Here is a 17,867-nt window from a genome sequence, read left to right as displayed (position 1 = left end):
CTGCGCGCGCTCACTGGGGCGCGAGCGGGCCGACCGGGAGCAGGGTGCGCTTCCAGGTGGCATTGGCCACGGCCGCGAACGAGCCGTACCAGGCCAGCACCGCGGTGATCAGCCCGAGGTAGCCGCCGGCGTGCACCACGGTCTTCGCACCGGTGAAGTCGCCGTAGGCCAGCACCAGGAACGTCAGCGTCAGCGCGACGAACACCGCCAGCACCGAGACGTTCACCCGCAGCGCGGCGACGGTCATGTACGCGGTGAAGATGCCCCAAGCGAGCAGGAACAGCGCGGTGGCCTTGTCCCCGTCCGGGCCGAGACCCTCGGAGACGAACTTGACGTAGGCCGCGAACGAGAGCCAGAACGCGCCGTAGGAGGTGAACGCGACCGCGCCGAACGTGTTGGCCTTGCGGAACTCCCACATCCCGGCCAGCAGCTGCGCCAGCCCGCCGTAGAACAGGGCCAGCGGCAGCACCACCGGTTCGAGGTCCTCGCTGAGCAGACCCGCGTTGAACACGCTGAGCACGAACGTGGTCAGCGCGAAAGCGGCCAGCCCGAGGGGGCCGGGGTCGGCGATCGACGAGGCGGCGTCTTGCGAGCTGTCCGCGCGCGGATCGGTTTCCTGCGCTTCGGTCCCGGTTGCCATTGCCGTACTTCCTTTTGCGGTTCGTGGATGCGGAGTGCGCCGATTCCGCCGGCCAGACGGGCGGCCCCGCATTACCGATGTGGATGAAGCTGAATCGACTACACGCTGCCAGAAGTCCGAAGTGGACGGGAATTCGCCACCGCTTGCGCCGATCCGGGAGTTTGCCCGGTTTTTCCGGCCCGCGACGGCCAGGTTCCCATTCGATCCCTTTCGGACTCGGCGTTGAGTGTGTCACACCCTCTGACAGCACCCTGCGAACGGTCAAGGACGCCGTGTGACCTGGCCCCCTCAGTTGAGGGGTTGGATACCGCGGACGCACCGCCTAGGCTTCGGCTCCGGATGCGGTGGGGAACGAAGGCGACGCGGGCGAACCGTCCGGATCCGCCTGCGGAGCGGGCGCTGCGGTTCGGCGAGCTGCTCGGTTCGCACGCGCAGGTGCTCGACCTGCTGGACCGGGCGGCGGCGCTGCGCGGGCTGGCGAAGCGGGTGCGCGAGGAGTGCGGTGTGCACATCGGACTCGCCGGGCTCGCGGAGTCCGAGGAACTGCTCGTGCTGCGGCAGTGGGACGGGCTGTGGCAGGGCGACGCAACGCCCGGCTCGACCCTGCACGACCTGCACGTGCCGATCGGCCTCGGGCTCGGCGGCCGGGTCTACGAGCGGCTCGAACCGGTCTGGGTCGACGATTACCGGCGCTCCGATCTGATCACGCACGACTTCGACGTCCCCATCTCGGCCGACGACGTCCGCAGCATGATGGCGGTGCCGATGATGCTCGACGGCCGCACGCAGGGCGTGCTGTACGCGGCGATGCGCGAGCCCGTCGGGTTCAGCGACCGGCAGCTGGACACCGCCTTGGAGATCGCGGGAACCGGCGCGCTGGCGCTGCAGACGGCGTCGGCGGCCGAGCGGCAGCGGCAGAGCGCGGTTTCCGCGGAGCGCCGGAGAATGGCATCCGAGCTGCACGACTCGGTAGGTGCCCAGCTGTTCCGGATGGGCGCGGAATTGCGGGATCTGCGCAATTCGGTCGGCGGTGAGGCGGCGGATCTGCTCGCCCGCCTGGATTCGCTGCAGGACCAGCTGGCCGAAACGGCTTCCACGTTCCGCGAATCCGTGCACGCCCTGGACCACGACGAGCCGCCGGCGGGAAGGCTGGCCGCGGCGCTCACCCGCGATTGCGCGGAGTTCGGCAAGCGAACCGGAATCTCGGCGCAATCCGTCGAGATCGGACCGGTAACCGAATGTGACCCGCAACGGGGCAGCGTGCTGCTCGCGGTCGCGCGCGAAGCACTGCTGAACGTGGAAAAGCACTCCAGCGCGTCCTCGGTGCTGATCAGTTCGGTGGCGCTGGACGGCGGCATGGCGGTGTCGGTGGCGGATGACGGCGACGGTGCGGGCGTGCGGGATTCCGGCGGCATCGGCTTGCGTTCGGCCGCCGACCGGGTCGGTGCGCTCGGCGGTACGTTGTCCACTGTGGTCAACGAGGATGGCGGGTTGACGGTGCGGGTATGGATGCCGACGCCGTGACCGCGAACACCGTCCGGGTCGCGGTCGTCGACGATCACCCCGTCGTGCTCGACGGAGTCCGCCTGCTGCTGCGCGACGACCCGGCGATCCGGGTGGTCGGCAGCGCGCCGGACGCCGCGGGCGGGCTCGCGCTCGCCGAACGCGAGCAGCCCGACATCGTGCTGCTGGACTTGCGGCTGCCGGACGCGCTGGCCAGCGAAGTCGTCGGCCGGTTCCGGAAAGTCGCCGCCGCCACCCGGATTCTGCTGTTCACCGCCTACCGCGAGCACGCGGCGCTGCAGGCGACGCTCGACGCGGGCGTCGACGGCTGCCTGCTCAAGGACGCCGGTGGCACCGATCTCGTCACGGCCGTGCGCAAAGCGGTGCACGGTGTCGGGATCTTCGATCCGCGGGTGGGCGAGCGGGCCTCATCGCATCTGAAGGCCCGGCTCTACGACACCGGCCTGACCCGCCGCGAGTACGACGTGGTGCGCCAGGCCGCGGCCGGGCTGACCACCCCGGAGATCGCCGCGCAACTCGGCCTGACCCGGCACACCACCGCCGGTTACCTGCGCAACGCGATGCGCAAACTGGGCGCGCGCAACAGGATCCAGCTCATCACCAAGGCTTCGCAGTCGGGTTTGCTGTGATGCGGAGCCGACACCGCGGCTAGCGGACCGCTGAGGGTCTCGTCGCGGGGCACCGCTATCGTCCCGAATGGACTCCTCACACCAACCGGACGTCCTCGATCAGCCAGCGGTCCGCGGGACGGCTCAGCGTCATCTGCATCCGGGTGCGGTCCACCCGCGGCTGCGGGTTGTTGGTGTTGGTGATGCTCTGGTCGACGAACAGCACGAGCACTGCGCGGTCCTCGTCCGCCTCGACCACGCCCTGGTTGAGCACGTTGCCGCGAGATGTCGCCTGGTACTGCTGGATGAGCTGGGTGAGCCCGTCGCTGACCTGCTTGTACTGGCGCGCGAAGGCCGGCGACGAATTGTCCGTGACGGTGCGGAAATTCCCCTCCAGGTCGCGGTGATCGTAGCTGGTCAGCGCCAGCGCGTACTGCCGCGCGGAAGCGATCGCGCTCTCCCGCGCCGAGTCCTGCGCGTCGCGCTGCCACAGTTGCGTTCCGGTGTAGGCGAGCCCGGCGGCCAGCAGCAGGACGACCAGCGTCGTCGCCAAGACCGGCGGTCTGCGCAGTGCCGAGAACAACCGGCGGAAACGGCCTTCGGTGGCTCGCGAGTCCACACTGGACCCCGCTACGCTTTCCGCGCTGCTCGACCGTTCTTCCGCTGCGGAGCTTGCGGCGGGCGCCGTTGCGACCTCCGATCCGGGATCGGACTCATCCACAGTGGTCACATCATCCGCCGCCGCGACGTGCACGGCCCCGCCTTCGGCAGCGTCCGCACGCGTCTCCGGCACCGATGGCCGTTGACCCGAAGCCGCCTCGTCCGGCTCGGAATCGTCCGCCGCGCGGCGCTTGCCATCGAGGTCCGCTCGGTCGCTGAGCATCATCGAACTCCTTGGGTGAACATCGAAGACCACGGTCGTGGCCCCAGAACTTGCCGTTGACCCGCGCCTGCCGGGGCGGGCTCCGGTGCGGGTGCGGAAGGCGATACCGCCGAGGTGGTCCCGCCCGTCGCCGAACCCGGACGCGGTGCGCTGTCGGCGCCGCGTTGTTGCAGTCCCGGCCCGGACGGGCAGTTCCAGCCGAGCTGCGGCTCGCGCGGGCCGGTCTCGGTCGGCATCCGGCGTTCGGTGCCGTAGTAGCAAACCGGGCCTTGTGCGGCCACGAGGTAGAAGTCCGCGACATCGCCGTGCACGATGCTGCCCAAGTCGCCGAGTCCCCGCGGCAGCGCGGTCATCGTCTCCTTCAGCGCCGGGACGTGTGCACCGAGGACTTGCGAAGTGCCGAGCAGGTTGCCGAGCAGCGCAGAACCCGCCTGCTGGTTCTGCGCCAGCAGCTTCGTCACTTCGGTGGCGGTGCCGGGCGCGGTATCGAGCAGCTGCCGGATCCGCGGCTCCTGCGCGCCCGCTTGATCGGCGAGGTCGCGCATGGACGCGGCGAGTTCGGGCAGGTCCTCAGCGGGACCGAGCGCTTGCGGCCCGTGCTCGATCAGGTTCGTGATCTTCGGTTCCTGCCGCGCGGCCAGCTGCGTGAGATCGCGAGTTCCGTCCAGGACGCGCTGCAGCTGCGGAGCAGTGCCGTTCAGCCCGGTGGAGGCAGCTTCGGAGAGGACTTGCACGTCGTGCGGATCGATGCTGTCGGCGAGCCGCATGGTGTGCACCAGCAGCGTCTCCAACGGCATCGGTGCACTGGTGCGTTCCGCGCGGATCTCGCCACCGTCCGAAAGGTACGGTGGGCCGTCGGTTTCCGGTTGCAGGTCGAGGTGCTGCACCGCCATCGGGGTGTCCATGCTGATCCGCGCGGTGGAATCGGCCGGAACGCGACTACCGGGATCCAGCAGCAGATCCAGCGTCACGCCCGCCCCTGCCCGGTCGATCCGAACGTCCCCGACCGTTCCGGTGCGCACACCCCGATAGGTCACCTGCGAGGTCGGAGCGAGCCCTGCCGCGTCGGGCAGGCGCACGGCCACCCGGATCGGCGCGCGCACGGCCTGCGGACCGAGGACGGTGTTGAACACGAAACCCGCGCACACCAAGGCGATCACCACGAACATCGACAGCTGGACCAGCACCGCGCGGTTCATCGGGTACCTCCGCTCAACAGTCCGGTGGCATCACCGGGCGGTGTCGGTGCGGCGGGCGATCCGGGCGGCAACGGCGGATTCCGCCCCGTCAGCAACGGAACCAAGGTTCCTGCCACGTCGAGGGTGCCGTCCAGGTTCAGGTAGTCGCCGGGGATCGCTCCGCCGAGGCGCTGCTGGAACAGCCGCAACTGGTCCAGCGTGCCCGCGACGTCGCCGTTGAACCCGGCCAGCGAATCCAGCACCGGACGCAACTGGTCGAGTTGCCTGGTGAACGCGGGCCCGGCTTCGCGGACCACAGCGTCGCTGCTGCGCCCGAGTTCGGTGACCTTGCTCAGCAGCTGCTCGAATTGCCCGCGCTGGCTCAGCAAGGTCTGCACGGCCGGGTCGAGGTCGCGCAGCGCGGACTCCAGCAGCGGGGTGTTGGCCGCGGTCTCGGCGGAGAGCCGGTGCAGCGAGTCGATCGTGGTGTCGAACTCGGCGCGATGCGAGTCCACTTCGGTCAACAGCTCGTCGAGCCGGTGCAGCAGGTCGCGCACCTTCCGCTCCCGGCCGCCGATGGCGGTGTTGAGCTCGGTGACCACGGTGCGGGCCTGGTCGAGGCCGCTGCCGCCGAGCACGGTGCCCAGCGCGGCCAAGGTGTTCTCCAAGTCCGGGCCGCGCGAGGTCTCGGTCAACCGGTCGCCTTCGCCGAGCGGGTGCGGATCCGGTCCCGGTTCCAGCGCGACGAATTGCTCACCGAGCGCGGAAGTCAGCTCCAGGCGCGCCGCGGTGTCGCGGGGCAGCGGGACGTTCTTGTCCAGATCCAGCACCACGAACGCCTTGAAGTCCCTTGTGGACAACTGGTTGACCTTGCCCACCGTGGCTTGGCCGACCCGGACCGCTCCCCCGATCGGAAGGTTCGACACGTCGTCGAACACCGCCGTCACGCGGTAGGAATCTCCCCCGGCTGCACGGCCGAGCGGCAGATTGTGCAGGCTCAGGCCGCACGAGCTCGTCAGCAGCACCGCGATCAGCACGGCGGAGGCCTTGACCGCCTTGCTCATCCGCCACCTCCCTGCTTGCCGGCCAGCGCGCGCAGCGGATCGAGGTCGGGCGGGAACGGAATCGGGTTCACGATGCCCGGTCCCGAGCACAACGGCACCGGAATCCGGTCGCAGAGCCGTGCCGTGGCGGGGAACTGCGAAAGGTTGCTGGAGATGTTCAGCCGGATCCGGAGCCGTTCGTCCTCGGTGACCGCACGGCTGAAGTTGCCGAACACCAGCGGCAGCATCGTCATCACCTCGCCGAGCGCCTCCCGCTGCGCGGCGACCTGACCGGTGGTGCCCGCCAGGTCGTGCACGCTGCCGGTGATCTCATCGCCGTGCTCCCGGACCAGCTCGTCCACTTCGGTCAACGCCCTGGAAAGCCGTCCGATGGTGCGGTTGAGGTCGAGCCGTTGCGCGCCGTAGTCCTGGCCGGCCTGCTGCACGTTCGCGGACAACGAGTCCACTGTGGCGCGATGCTCGGTCAGGGTGCGCACCAGCACGTCCAAATCGCCGATCAGCCCGGCCAGCTCTTCCCGGTTCCCGGCGACCACGTCGGTCGCGCGGGCGAGCCGATCGATCGCTTCGCGCACCTGCGGGCCTTTGCCGTCCACCGCGGTGGCCGCCTGGTGCAGCGTCGAACCGAGGTCGCCACCCTTGTTGAGCCCGTCCGGGCCGAACGCGCCGACCACGGTGTCCAGTGAGGACATCAATTGGTCCCAGCGGATCGGCGAGTGCGTTCGCTCGGCCGGGATCACCGCGGCTTCGGGCAGCTTCGGCCCGCCGGTGTAGCCGGGACCGAGTTCCACGAACCGGTCGCTGATCAAAGCCGGACTCAGGATGTACGCCTGCGCGCCCGCCGGGATGCTGACTTCCGGCTCCACCTGCATGGTCACCCGGACGACCGGCCCGCGCGGCTGCAGCGATCTCACCACTCCGACCGGAACACCGAGCACCTGGACCTTGTTGCCCGGGTAGATTCCGTCCACAGTAGCGAAATCCGCCGATACGGTGTGCACCCGCTGCGGCCGCAGCAGCGTGTACCAGCCACCGGCGATCAGCAGTGCCACCGCGCACGCCACGGCCACGATTCGCGATTTCCGGCTCATCGGCACCCCTCGACAAGTCCGGCCACGCACAACAGGTTGTCCGGCAACGGTCCCGCGGGCCCGGAGACGTCGCCCCAAGATCCGTTGCCGGTCGCGTTCGCCAGCGACTTCCCGGCGGGGGCGAGCTTCGCGATGGTCTCCCCGATCGCCCGCTCATCGCGGCGCAGCGCCGCGGTGATCGCGTGCAGGTCGGTCAGCAGCGGGCCGAGCTTCGCGGAGTTGTCCGCCAGAAAACCATCCAGCTGGGAGGTCAGCGACTCCACGTCGGTGATCAGCTGTCGGATCGTGTCGCGTCGTTCGCTGAGCGTCCGCGTGATCACGTCCGCGTCACCGAGCAGCTGCACGAGCGTGTCCTGTTGGGACACCAGCGCCGATGTGGTCGACCGGGCGCCGTGCAGCAGCTGGTCGAGCTGCTGATCGTGCCGGCCCACCAGCTCGGCAGCGCCGCTGATGCCGGTGAGCGCCCGGCCGAGCAGTTCCGGATCCTCCGGAGTCGTCTGCTGCAACGTGCGCATCATTCCGCGCAGCGCACCGAGGTCGAGTTCTTCGGTGGTGCCGGTAGCGTCCGAGCCGAGCTCGTCCAAACTGTACGGAACTCGCGTCCTGTCACGCGGAATCACCGCCCCGGCGGGCAATTCGCCCATCCCCGCCGGCTCGATCGCCAAGTAGCGGGTGCCCATCACCGTGGCGAGCCGGACCGAGGCCGAGGTCGCCTCGCCGAGACGCTGCGACCGGTCCAGCCGGAACCGCACCCGCACCCGGTCACCGGCGAGCTCCATCGCACTAATCCGTCCCGCCGGGACACCCGCGACATGCACCTGCGCATCGGTGGTGAGCCCGGCCGCGTTCGCGAATTCCGCGGTGTACTCGCGGGTTCGCAGCCGGAACGACAGCTGCGGGACCGCCACCACCGTCCCGAGCAACAGCAGCAGGACGACGATTCCGCCCGTGCCCACCGCCAATGGGTTGTTCCGGAAGCGGTTGCGGCGGCTCATCGGCACACCTCCGAATGCGGCAGCGGCGCCGCACCGAGGTCGACGCGCGCACCACCGACGCTCAACCGCAGGTTGCAGACGTAGATGTTGACCCAGGTGCCGTAATCCATTGTCCGGTTCAGCTTCGTGACCAGTTCGGGAAGTCCCTGCACGGCGGCGTCGAAGCGCTGCTCGTTCGCCACCCACCCGCTCGTCATCTGCCGCAGCGCGTCCACATCGCGGGTCAGGTTCGGAGTGATCTGCTGCAACGATCCGTCCACCGAGTTCGCCAGCGCGCCGCCGGCGTCCAGGGCCTCGGCGATCTGTCCCCGGTCTTGGGCCACCGCGGAACTCAACTGTCCTAACCGGACGATGAGTTGCTCAAGGTCCGCGCGATGTTCGCTGGTCGTGGCGAGCACCGTGTTGAGATTGCCCAGCAACTGCCCGATGACCTGGTCGCGCTCGACCAGCCCGGAAGTCACCGAGATCACCCGCTGCAGCAGGGACGTCAAGGTGCCCGACTCGCCCTGGAACACCGCCACCAGCTCGTGCGCCAGCTGGTTCGCCTGCCCGGGGTCGATGGAATCGAACAGCGGCTTGAAGCCGTTGAGCAACGAGGTCAGCTCCAGCGCGGGCCGGGTGCGCGAGCTCGGAATCGTGCTGCCCTCCCGCAGTTCGCCGCCACCCGCACCCGGATCGAGCGCGATGTACCGGCCGCCGAGCAGGTCGGCGTAGCGGATCACGGCGCTCGACGTGGCGGGCAACGGCTGGTCGTCGAGCACGTCGAAGGTCACCAGCGCCCGGGCATCGCGCAGCCGCACGTCGGTGACCTTCCCGGCGCGCACCCCGGCGATGCGGATCTCGTTGCCCTCCTGCACGCCCTGGGCGTCGGTGAACACCGCCCGGTAGGTGCGCGTGCCGCCTTCGAGCGGATGGTTGAGCGTGTTCACCACGAGCACCGCAGCCAGCACGGAAACGACGACGAACACGGTGAACTTCACTGCGGGACCGGCGATGTTCACGGCGCCACCACCCGGGTTCCGCGCACGACCGGCCCGAACAGCAGGCCCGCCACATCGGTGTCGATGTCCGGTGTGGACGGTCCAGCCGTCGCAGGTGGCGGTACCAGATCGGCCAGCGCCCGCTTCTCCTGCTCAGTGCCGATCGGGCCGACGGTGCCGCCGAACCGCGGAGCCGGTGGCGTGGGCTGCGCGCAGTTCGGCCCGTCCAGGCCGGGATAGCGCGGGCAGTCCTGCGGGCCGTACGGCTGCGGGTCTTCGAGCGTGACCGGCGCGCGGATGTGGAAGCGGTCGTCTTTGAAGGTACGGCTGGCGTTGCCCGTGAAATCCCGCAGGTTGTGCAGCGTCGCGGTGAGCTGGTCCGCGTTCGCGCCCAGTACCTCGGAGGAGGGCTCCATGGTGTGCACGACCTCGATGGCCTTGGCGGCGTTGTCGTCGAGGAAGCGCTGCGACTCCGCGGTGAGCGCGGTCCCGGCGCTGAGCAGGTTCGCCAAGTCCTGGCGCTCGTCCACGATCGTGCGCGACAACGTCACGGCATCGTCCAAAGTGGCCAGCAGGTCCGGCGACGCGTCGGCGAGCTGCTTGCTCAGCCCGGCGATTTCGGACATGTTCCCGATCGTGCGCTGCGGATCGTAGCGTCCGGAGAGGTCGTGCAGCGTGTCGATCGTCCGGCCGATCTCCGCACCGCGGCCTCGCAACACGTCGGCCATGGTGGTCAACGCGGTCTGCAACTCCGCGGGCCGCAGCGCGGTCAACAGCCCGTACATCCTGGTGTAGGCCCGGTATATCTGCACCGTGCCGCGGGTGTCGTCGGCCGCCACTACCGACCCCGGTCGCAAACTGCCCTGTCCGGTCGACGAATCTCCCGCCAGATCGACGTATTGATCGCCGAACAGCGTTTTCGGCAGGATCCGCAACCGCACGCCTGCGGGCACGGAATCCAGTTCTGCCGGTTCCATGCGGAGCGTGAGGCGCGAACCGCGAGTCCCGGCCTCCACTTCGGACAGTTCGCCGACCACCACCCCGCGGTAGCGCACCGCGGAGTTCGCCCGCACCGGACCGGCCTCGGCGGGCACGGTCGAGGTCACCGTGGGGGCGCCGTTGAACAGCTCGGCACCGCCGGATGCGGACAGCACCACCGCCCCGAGCACCACGACCACGGCCAGTGCGCCGCGCACCGCCAGCGACCGCCTGCTCACCCCGCCGCGCATGAGGTCCGCCATCACTGCACCCCCAGCGCGGGCAGGCTCGGGCTCAGCCCCCAGAAAAGCAAGGTCAGCAGCATGTCGGTGAACGTGATCGCCACGATGCTGGTGCGCAACGCCCGCCCCGCCGCGCGCCCAACGCCTTCCGGCCCGCCGGTGGCGTAGTAGCCGTAGAAGCAGTGCACCAGCGTCACGACCATGGCGAACACGACGGCTTTCAGCAGCGACAAACCCACATCGGACGGGCTCAGCAGCAATTGGAAGTAGAAGTCGTAGGTGCCGCCCGACTGGCCCTGCAGGTGCACCACCGCCACCCGCGTGGCGATGTAGGACGCGAACAGGCCCACCAGGTACAGCGGCACCACCGAGATGAACGCCGCGGCCATCCGGGTGCTGACCAGGAACGGCAACGACCGCACCGCCATCGACTCCAACGCGTCCACCTCGTCGGCGATGCGCATCGCGCCGAGCTGCGCGGTGAACCCGGTGCCCACCTTGGCCGCCAGCGCGATGCTGGCCACCAGCGGCGCCAGCTCGCGCGTGTTGACCATGGCCGACATCAGCCCGGACATGGGGGTCAGCCCGATCAGGTCGAGCCCGCGGTAGCCCTCCAGGCCGACCTGCGTGCTGGCGACGAAGGACATCGCGAAGATCACGCCGATGGTGCCGCCACCGGCGAACAGCGAGGCCGCCCCGAAGCTGATCTCCGCGACCAGCCTGGCCACGTGCTTGCGGTAGTGCAGCAGCGCGCGCGGCAGCGCGACGATCGCCCGGAGGTAGAACGTGGCCTGCATCCCGAACCCGGCCAGCACGTCCACGAACTTGCGGACCGGTTGGGCGCTGCGCGGTTGCGGAGCGGCCATCAGTAATCGCCCTTCGGCGGCAGCAGCAGCGGATGCAGTTCGGTGAGCACCACGTTGGCCACGAACACCATCACGAACGCCATCACCACGGCTTCGTTGACCGCATCGCCGAGACCGCTCGGACCGCCCTTCGCCGTCAAGCCCTTGAACGCGGACACCAGCGCGGCCAGCACGCCGAACGCCGCGGCCTTGACCTCGGCCACCAGGAACGCGCCCGGATCGGAGTAGGCGGTCAGCGTCGCCAGGAACCCGCCCGCCGAACCACCCATCAGCACGTGCACGAACAACGTCGCGCTGATCCCGATCGCCATCACCACGCCGTCGAGCAGCACGGTCACCACGACCGCCGCCAGCACCCGGGGCACCACCAGACGCTCCACAGTGGATATACCCATGACCTCCATGGCGTCGGTCTCCTCGCGCAGCTTGCGCGCCCCGAGGTCGGCGCAGATCGCCGAGCCGCCGACACCGGAGATCATCAGCGCGCACACCAGCGGCGAAGCCTGCCCCACCACGACGAAGGCCACGACCGCGCCCGCATAGCCCTCGGCGCCGAGCTGCCCGGCCAGCGCCCCGATGTTGACCGCCACCAGCACGCCCAGCGGGATGGTCATCAGCACCGCGGGCAGCGTGCTCACCGAAGCCAGGAACCACCCCTGAGCCAGGCATTCCCGCCAGGACAGGCGACCGCGGACCAGCGCTCGCAGCCCTGCGAACAGGGTTGTGACAGCGAACTCCACCAGCAGCCCCGCCTGGGTCGCCGCGTCCGCGAACGCGCCCCGCGACGGCGGGATCTCCAGAGCCATCGGTGGCTCCCTTCGGCGGGCGGCGTTGCACCGGCTAGAACGAGTGTTGCGTAGCATGAGTTACGCAACAGTTGTTACGCGTGTTTCCCCGGGTCCCGCACCCTGTTGTGCAGTGGGTTCGCGAAGCGCGACCGCGTACCGGGGTTGCGCGACCGACACCCGCGCGAGGCGAGGACGAGAGGTGCGCCAGTGGCCAAGCGGATCCGCGATCCCCGATCGCGCCAGCACCTCGTGGAGACCACCCGGCGCCTGGTCGCCGCCCGCGGCGCGGCGGCCACCACGATGCGCGCGGTGGCCGCCGAGGCAGGGGTGACCACCGGTTCGGTCACGCACTACTTCGACGACAAGGCGGAGCTGATGACCGCGGTGCTCCGGCACAACGGCGAGGTCGCGGCGCAACGGGTCGTCGACTCCGTCGGCAATCGGCGCGGACTGGACGCGGTGCGCCGCGCGGTGCACGGACTGCTGCCGGTGGACGAGCAGCAGCTCACCTGCTGGCAGGTGTGGCTGGCGTTCTGGTCGCACGCACCGGAGGAGCGCGACGGCGGGTTCAGCGACGGCTACGAGGTCTGGCGGGCGCTGCTCAAGCAGCACTTGGCCGAAGCGGTCGAGGACGGCGACCTGCCCACCGGCCTGGACCTGCCGCACGAGGTCCGGGTGCTGGGCGCGCTCGTGGTCGGCACCGGACTGCTGGCGGGTTCGGACCCGGCCGCGCGCCGCCGGTTGCGGCGCCGCGCCCGCCGAGTGTTCAACGAGCACTTCGAGCGGCTCGCTCGTTCCTCCGGGGCGGAGTGAGCCCTACGTCCGAAGTGGACGGACGAAGGTCCGGTGCCGGAACATTCGCACGGTCGCAGGCCGCTTCAGTCACGCGGCAGCAGCGGGCCGAGCGGACCGAGGTCGAGGTTGAGCTCCTCGGGGCTGATGTCGAACCGCTCACGCAGCTCGGTCACCGCCTCTTCCAGCCGCAGCAGCGCCACCCCCAGGTCCTCCACCTGCTCGTCGCCGAGCTCACCGGTGTCCACCCGGCGCAGCGCCTGGCGCTCCATCAGCTGCCGCAGCAACTCGATGATGGTGAGCACGAGTTTGAACAGGTCGCGTTGCACCGACTCGGAATCCGACTCGATCCGGCGCGGCAACTCCCTGGCGTGCGGTTCCTGCTCAGCCATCACCGGACTCCACACGCGGCGCCAGGCCGGTCATGCCCTCGCTCTCCCGGACCGAGGTGATCAACGCCTGCAACGACACCCGCACCAGGTCGACGCCCGCCAGCGACAGCGTGATGTCCCCGGTGAGCACGACCCCACCGGCCAGCAACCGGTCCAGCAGGTCCACCAGCGCGATCTCCCGCGTGGCCCGCACCGGCGAGCCGCCCGCCTCGGCGAGCGCCCCGAGCTGCGGTTCCGGCCCGGTCACCGCGGGCCTCCGGCGTTCTCCTCGTCCTCGAGGGTGGCGAACGAGTACGGCGGCCACGGCCCGGTCAACTCGGCCCGCAGCCCCACCCGGTCGGCCGAGCCGGTCACCGCTCCGGCGAACTCGTCGCCGCGCTCGTCGTCGACCAGGTAAGCGCCGTTGAGCAGCATCCGGCCGGTGTAACCGGCCAGGTCGCGGTCCTGCGGCGGCAACACCCTGCTGGCACGCGCGAAGGCGGCCAAGTCCGCGTGCAACCGCTCGGCACGGTGCACCGCGTCGGCCCACGAGCGTTCGGAGAACTCGCGACGCCGCCGGGCCCGCTGCAGGTACGCCGCGCCCGGCCGTTCGGATTCCGGTTCCTGCGGCGGTGTTTCCTCGGCGGGCGGATCCGCGTACGCCTTAACGCCCCACTCGGTGCGGCCGGCGACGCGATCCAGCACCGCGCGGAAATGCGCACCGCGCTCGCGCAGCACTTCCCGGACGCGGTCATCGGACAGGTAGACCGTCGCCAGGCCCAGCGGCGCGATCGGTGTCCGGGCGGCGTCGACCACGCGGTTGTGGGCGCGCGCGGTCTCCTCCAGCCACCGCACGTCCTCCAGGTGCTCCCGCAGTCCCCGCTCGCCGAAGTCTGCCGCGTCGACCGTGCTCACCAGCGCCGTGATGCCCTCGCCCGGCACGACGCGCACGGGCTCGCCGCCGATGCCGCTGATGCCTTCCGGCGCGGGCGGCTCGCGGCTGATCGCGTAGAGGTAGGTCATCGGTTCAGTCACGGTCGTGCTCCTCGAGCGCGGCGTCCTCCCCGTCTCGCAGCTTGCGCACCTCGTCGCGCAGTTCGCGGTTTTCAGCCGCGAGCTCGCGGTGCTCCGCCGAGAGCGCCGGATCCGACTCCCACCAGTTGATGCCCATCTCCCTGGCCCGTTCCACCGAGGCCACCACCAGCCGCAGCTTGATCGTGAGCAGTTCGATGTCCAGCAGGTTCACCTGCACGTCCCCGGCGATCACGATGCCCTTGTCCAGCACCCGCTCCAGGATGTCGGCGAGGTTCGCGCCGTCCTGCTGCGCGGGCCTGCCGCCGCCGGAGTGCCAGGCCGGGGCACGAGCGCCGCCGCTGTCGGTCATCGCAGCCTCCGCTCACCGCACTTCGTCCGCGCCGCGGCACCTGCCGCCCGCGGTGGAGCCGCTCACCCTTGGCCCCGCGGATACCGGGCGGTGCGCCGATACCCGACCAGCTCGCCGTTCTCGTCCAGTTCCGCCTCGTAGACCGCGAGGATGTCCGCGGTGGCGGGCACCCGCCGGATCTCGACGACCTCGACGCCGACGAGCCAGCCGTGCTCGCCGCGCTGCACCGAGGTCGCGCCTTCGGGTTCCTTGCCGATCAGCTCCCCCAGCTGCGTCAAGGCCAGCCGGGCCGCTTTCGACGCGCGCAACCGTTGCGGCGCGGGGGACTCGTCCTGCGGCGGAGGCCGTCGCGGACGCCCGCCCCGCTGCTCGCCCGTGCCCGCCACCGCGGATCACCGCTGCCCCGCCTGCCTGCGCCGCTGCGCCTGGAACAACCGGGACAGGTAGGCGTCCTGCAGTTCGTCGCGCTCCTGCTCGGTTATCTCTCCGGCGGCCAGCAGCTCGTCGGCCCGCGCCATGCCGCGCTGGATGGCGCCGAGGTCGTAGTACTCGCGCTCGGCCTGTTCGCGGATGCGCTCGGCGATCCACGCCACGCCACGCACCGGGGCGATGGGCGCGGTGAGAATTCCGCTCAACAGACCCATGTCAGTCCTCCGGAAGGAAGTCGTACGGGGCCAACGGCCCCAGCAGCCGCAACCGGACTCGACCGGCGAAGTCCTCGCCGAGTTCGTCGACGGCGCGCTGGAAGTCCTCGATCCGATCGCGGTCGACCAGCAGCGCGACGCTCAGCGCATCGTCCTGCCCGCTGACCTCGCGCACCGAAGTGGCCGCCGAGTGCGGCGACAGCGCCGCCACCGCGGCTCCGACGGTCAGCTCCCGCTTGCGCCCCACCGCGGCGCTGACCAGCTCGCCCAACCGGACGCGCGCGGCGTGCCCGGAATCCTCCGGCACGCCCTGCAATTCCTCGCGCAGGCCGCGGATCTCCGGATCGTCCCCGACGATCTCGCGCAGGTGGATCTGGTCGAGATAGCTGCCGTGCAAGGTGAATTCCACGAGACCGTCGAGTTCGGCGAGGATCGACTCGAAGTCGTCCTGGTTGCCCGCCAGCAGCTCGTTGCGCACCGCCGCCAAGTCCTGCACCACGCCGCCGAAACGCAGCGGCAGCACGGTGGAATCCGCCGCCACCGCATCCAGCACGCCTTCGTGCGCGAGCAGGTCGTCGCGCAGGCCCAGCGGCCGGTCCAAGTCGACCTCGCTGACCAGCGCCGCCAACGGGCCGGAACGCACCAGCCGCAAATCGGTTCCGCCCACGGTCGGCAGGTCGTCCGGCACCGGCACCTCGGCGCGCACGATGCCGTAGACGTAGATGCCCGCGGTGACCGAGGCTCTGCCGGTGTCCGAAGTTCGCTGCGCGGTCATCGCTCGCGCTCCCTGCCCCGTTCGCGCCGCGGCCGGGCCGGCTCGCGCTCCGGTTCCTGTTCGGTGCGGATCTCGTCGTACTTGTCCTTGGCCGCGTCCAGCACGCCCTTGGTCTTGCCCTGCGCGCCGCCCTGGGTCACGCCCTCGGACATGCTCTGCATCAGCTCCGGCAGGTCCTTGCCGCCCTTCTGATCCAGATCGAGGCGGTTGGTCGCCTCCGCGAACCGCAGGTAGGTGTCCACACTGGCCACCACGATCCGGGCGTCCACCGTGAGCAGTTCGATGCCCACCAGTGAGACGCGCACGAAAGCGTCGATCACCAAGCCCTTGTCCAGGATCAGTTCCACGACGTCGGCCAGGTTCCCCGCCGATCCCCGCTCGACGGATCCGCCTTGCGCGTTCGCCACCGTCACTTGTGATCACCTGCTTCGGCGCGTGCGCATCCGGGAACGGCGCGGCGTCGGCGCGGGCTCGTCCTCGTCGTCGCCGTACTCCTCGTCCGAGTAGCGGTCCGCGTAGTCCTCGTCGGTGCGCTCGCGGTACTCGCCGTCCCCGTACTCGCCACGCCGGCCTTCGTCGTCCCCGTACTCGTCGTCGCGGTACGCATCGTCTTCCGGGTATTCGTCCTGATCCCGGTACTCGTCGCGTCCCGCGCCCTCGGATTGCTCGCCTTCGGCCGCCACCGCGTCGTCGTGGCTGCGAACCACCTCGCGGTCGCGGATCTCCCCGCGCCATCCCTCGATCTCGTCCTGTTCGAGGATGGTGCGCGTCATCATGTGCCGCTTGATGTGCTTGAAGTCCGAACGCACCCGGCGTCCCTGCGCACGCCACAGGTTCGCGGTCTTCTCGAAGAATCCCTGCGGGTGGTACTCGAGCACCAGCAGGATCCGGGTCAAGGTGGGCGTGAGCTCGTGGAAGGACACCGTGCCGTCCACCGAACCCTTCGAGCCGGTGGAGGTCCACACGATCCGCGAATCCGGGACCTGCTCCACGATCGTGGACTGCCAGCTGCGGTGCGACAGGAAGATCTGCGCGCGCCAGTTGACCTTCTCGTCGGATTCCTGCTCGACGCTTTCGACTTTGCGGGTGAAGCCGGGGAAATCCTCCAGCAGGGTCCACTGGTCGTAGACCACCCGCAGCGGCAGCCCGACGTCGTTCTGCTCGACGATGTTGACGACCTTGGCGCTGCCGCCCGACGATCCGCCGCCGCCCGCGCCACCGCCGGCGGCCTGCTTCACCGCCTCGGTGCCCGCGCCGAGCGCCGCCTTCAACGGCCCGCTGCCCTCGGCGAGCTTCTTGCCACCGGTCACCGCGGCCATCAGGCCCGGTCCACCGCCGTCGCCCGCGTAGTCGGTGAGCCGATCGGTCAGCTGCTCGACCTGCTTGCCCGCCGAGCCCGCGACTCGCTCCACCAGGGCGGTGAGCAGGTCCTGGGCGGCGCTTTTGAGGTGTTCCAGCGGCTGTGCCTCCGCCCCGGAGCCGGATTCCTGATCGCGCCGGTCAGCCATCATCGCCTCCCCGCCTGCTGCGCGGACGTGCCTCCGAAGGGCTCCGCGGTGCCTGTTCCGGGCGCGGGCGGTCTTGCGCGCGGGAACGCGCCGCCTGCTCCGGCCGCGGGCGCGACGACCGCGCGCGCGGTCGTTCGGTGCCGGAATCGGGCGCCGACTCGGCAGCCGAGGAAGTCGGATCGGACTCGCGACGCCCGGACTCCTCGCCGGATTCTCCGCCACCGGTGCCGCGCAGCTTCGCCGCACGTTCGGTCAGGCTGTCGCCGAGCGAATCGATGCGACCGGACAGCGCCGCAGTGGCCGCTTCCTTCGCCGCGTCGGCCAGCCGGCCCCGCACGGTTTCGGTTACCGAACTCAGCCCCGGCGAGGACGACAGCACCTTCGCCCCCTGCCGCAACAGCTGTTGCGGGTCGGTGCCGAACCGACGCCCGGCCAGTACCCCGCCGATGGTGATGGCGAGCTTCATCTTCTTGGTACGCCCGAGGAAGTAGCCCAGCGCCACCGCTGCGGCGACCTGCGTCCGCATCACCGACCTCCTCCCGAATCACCGATTCCGCGT

At 70.2% G+C, this 17,867-nt stretch carries 23 protein-coding genes; 3 read left to right on the top strand and 20 right to left on the bottom strand.

The features are described 5' to 3' along the window. Positions 1–10: 10 nt before the first annotated feature. Positions 11–640: an acetate uptake transporter gene (locus V1457_RS21145; RefSeq protein WP_338596241.1), complete on the bottom strand. Its 630-nt coding sequence runs from the start codon at positions 638–640 to the stop codon at positions 11–13. 339 nt (positions 641–979) lie between these two features. On the opposite strand from V1457_RS21145, the gene V1457_RS21140 reads away from it, so the two are divergent. Together V1457_RS21140 and V1457_RS21135 are read left to right on the top strand one after the other, a co-directional pair. After that, complete coding sequence (locus V1457_RS21140) at positions 980–2,164, top strand: GAF domain-containing protein (RefSeq protein WP_338596239.1); 1,185 nt, start codon at positions 980–982, stop codon at positions 2,162–2,164. Next, positions 2,146–2,793, top strand: a complete 648-nt coding sequence (locus V1457_RS21135; RefSeq protein ID WP_200070503.1) for a response regulator transcription factor — start codon at positions 2,146–2,148, stop codon at positions 2,791–2,793. Before V1457_RS21140 ends, V1457_RS21135 begins: the two co-directional genes overlap by 19 nt. 76 nt (positions 2,794–2,869) lie before the next feature. Here the strand turns inward: V1457_RS21135 and V1457_RS21130 are convergent, their stop codons facing one another. The 9 genes from V1457_RS21130 to V1457_RS21090 are packed head-to-tail and all read right to left on the bottom strand — an operon-like array spanning position 2,870 to position 11,852. Further along, entirely contained in the window at positions 2,870–3,655 is a 786-nt protein-coding gene (locus tag V1457_RS21130) for a VirB8/TrbF family protein (protein ID WP_338596237.1), read from the bottom strand. Beyond that, positions 3,655–4,854, bottom strand: coding sequence for an MlaD family protein (locus tag V1457_RS21125; RefSeq protein ID WP_338596235.1), 1,200 nt, complete (start codon positions 4,852–4,854; stop codon positions 3,655–3,657). Before V1457_RS21125 ends, V1457_RS21130 begins: the two co-directional genes overlap by 1 nt. Further along, positions 4,851–5,897 (bottom strand): MCE family protein, encoded by a 1,047-nt coding sequence (locus tag V1457_RS21120; protein ID WP_338596234.1) that lies wholly within the window; start codon positions 5,895–5,897, stop codon positions 4,851–4,853. The genes V1457_RS21125 and V1457_RS21120 overlap by 4 nt, the downstream gene beginning before the upstream one ends. Then, positions 5,894–6,985 (bottom strand): MCE family protein, encoded by a 1,092-nt coding sequence (locus tag V1457_RS21115; RefSeq protein ID WP_338596232.1) that lies wholly within the window; start codon positions 6,983–6,985, stop codon positions 5,894–5,896. The genes V1457_RS21120 and V1457_RS21115 overlap by 4 nt, the downstream gene beginning before the upstream one ends. After that, positions 6,982–7,980: an MCE family protein gene (locus V1457_RS21110; RefSeq protein WP_338596231.1), complete on the bottom strand. Its 999-nt coding sequence runs from the start codon at positions 7,978–7,980 to the stop codon at positions 6,982–6,984. Before V1457_RS21110 ends, V1457_RS21115 begins: the two co-directional genes overlap by 4 nt. After that, a complete protein-coding gene (locus V1457_RS21105) occupies positions 7,977–8,981 on the bottom strand; it encodes an MCE family protein (protein ID WP_200070509.1) in 1,005 nt (334 codons plus the stop codon). The genes V1457_RS21110 and V1457_RS21105 overlap by 4 nt, the downstream gene beginning before the upstream one ends. Further along, a complete protein-coding gene (locus V1457_RS21100) occupies positions 8,978–10,201 on the bottom strand; it encodes an MCE family protein (protein WP_200070510.1) in 1,224 nt (407 codons plus the stop codon). Before V1457_RS21100 ends, V1457_RS21105 begins: the two co-directional genes overlap by 4 nt. Beyond that, complete coding sequence (locus tag V1457_RS21095; RefSeq protein ID WP_200070511.1) at positions 10,201–11,046, bottom strand: ABC transporter permease; 846 nt, start codon at positions 11,044–11,046, stop codon at positions 10,201–10,203. Before V1457_RS21095 ends, V1457_RS21100 begins: the two co-directional genes overlap by 1 nt. Then, positions 11,046–11,852 (bottom strand): ABC transporter permease, encoded by an 807-nt coding sequence (locus tag V1457_RS21090; protein WP_200070512.1) that lies wholly within the window; start codon positions 11,850–11,852, stop codon positions 11,046–11,048. The genes V1457_RS21095 and V1457_RS21090 overlap by 1 nt, the downstream gene beginning before the upstream one ends. Before the next feature lie 189 nt (positions 11,853–12,041). Between V1457_RS21090 and V1457_RS21085 the strand changes: the two genes are divergently transcribed. Then, positions 12,042–12,647 (top strand): TetR/AcrR family transcriptional regulator, encoded by a 606-nt coding sequence (locus tag V1457_RS21085; RefSeq protein WP_338596230.1) that lies wholly within the window; start codon positions 12,042–12,044, stop codon positions 12,645–12,647. A 65-nt stretch (positions 12,648–12,712) separates the two neighbouring features. Here the strand turns inward: V1457_RS21085 and V1457_RS21080 are convergent, their stop codons facing one another. From V1457_RS21080 to V1457_RS21035, 10 genes are all read right to left on the bottom strand, one after another. Continuing rightward, positions 12,713–13,018, bottom strand: coding sequence for a gas vesicle protein K (locus V1457_RS21080; RefSeq protein WP_200070514.1), 306 nt, complete (start codon positions 13,016–13,018; stop codon positions 12,713–12,715). After that, positions 13,011–13,211 carry a gas vesicle protein gene (locus V1457_RS21075; RefSeq protein WP_295138926.1) on the bottom strand — a complete coding sequence of 67 codons (201 nt, stop codon included), beginning with the start codon at positions 13,209–13,211 and terminating at the stop codon, positions 13,011–13,013. The genes V1457_RS21080 and V1457_RS21075 overlap by 8 nt, the downstream gene beginning before the upstream one ends. 50 nt (positions 13,212–13,261) lie before the next feature. Continuing rightward, complete coding sequence (locus tag V1457_RS21070; RefSeq protein WP_200070516.1) at positions 13,262–14,032, bottom strand: GvpL/GvpF family gas vesicle protein; 771 nt, start codon at positions 14,030–14,032, stop codon at positions 13,262–13,264. Further along, positions 14,025–14,381: a gas vesicle protein gene (gene gvpJ, locus V1457_RS21065; RefSeq protein ID WP_200070517.1), complete on the bottom strand. Its 357-nt coding sequence runs from the start codon at positions 14,379–14,381 to the stop codon at positions 14,025–14,027. Before gvpJ (V1457_RS21065) ends, V1457_RS21070 begins: the two co-directional genes overlap by 8 nt. Before the next feature lie 62 nt (positions 14,382–14,443). Beyond that, positions 14,444–14,767 (bottom strand): gas vesicle protein, encoded by a 324-nt coding sequence (locus tag V1457_RS21060; protein WP_200070518.1) that lies wholly within the window; start codon positions 14,765–14,767, stop codon positions 14,444–14,446. Between the two features lie 6 nt (positions 14,768–14,773). Next, entirely contained in the window at positions 14,774–15,025 is a 252-nt protein-coding gene (locus V1457_RS21055; protein WP_200070519.1) for a gas vesicle protein GvpG, read from the bottom strand. A gap of 1 nt (position 15,026) precedes the next feature. After that, positions 15,027–15,800 carry a GvpL/GvpF family gas vesicle protein gene (locus tag V1457_RS21050; RefSeq protein ID WP_338596228.1) on the bottom strand — a complete coding sequence of 258 codons (774 nt, stop codon included), beginning with the start codon at positions 15,798–15,800 and terminating at the stop codon, positions 15,027–15,029. Next, complete coding sequence (gvpJ, locus tag V1457_RS21045) at positions 15,797–16,213, bottom strand: gas vesicle protein GvpJ (RefSeq protein ID WP_200070521.1); 417 nt, start codon at positions 16,211–16,213, stop codon at positions 15,797–15,799. The genes V1457_RS21050 and gvpJ (V1457_RS21045) overlap by 4 nt, the downstream gene beginning before the upstream one ends. A gap of 6 nt (positions 16,214–16,219) precedes the next feature. Next, positions 16,220–17,308: an SRPBCC family protein gene (locus V1457_RS21040; RefSeq protein ID WP_338596226.1), complete on the bottom strand. Its 1,089-nt coding sequence runs from the start codon at positions 17,306–17,308 to the stop codon at positions 16,220–16,222. After that, complete coding sequence (locus V1457_RS21035) at positions 17,301–17,834, bottom strand: hypothetical protein (protein WP_295144081.1); 534 nt, start codon at positions 17,832–17,834, stop codon at positions 17,301–17,303. Before V1457_RS21035 ends, V1457_RS21040 begins: the two co-directional genes overlap by 8 nt. Positions 17,835–17,867 lie beyond the last annotated feature (33 nt).

The organism is Saccharopolyspora sp. SCSIO 74807 (assembly GCF_037023755.1).
GTDB classification, from domain to species: Bacteria; Actinomycetota; Actinomycetes; order Mycobacteriales; family Pseudonocardiaceae; genus Saccharopolyspora_C; species Saccharopolyspora_C galaxeae.
Note: the sequence above shows the minus strand (reverse complement) of the source record. Positions and strands in the feature narration are given on the sequence as shown.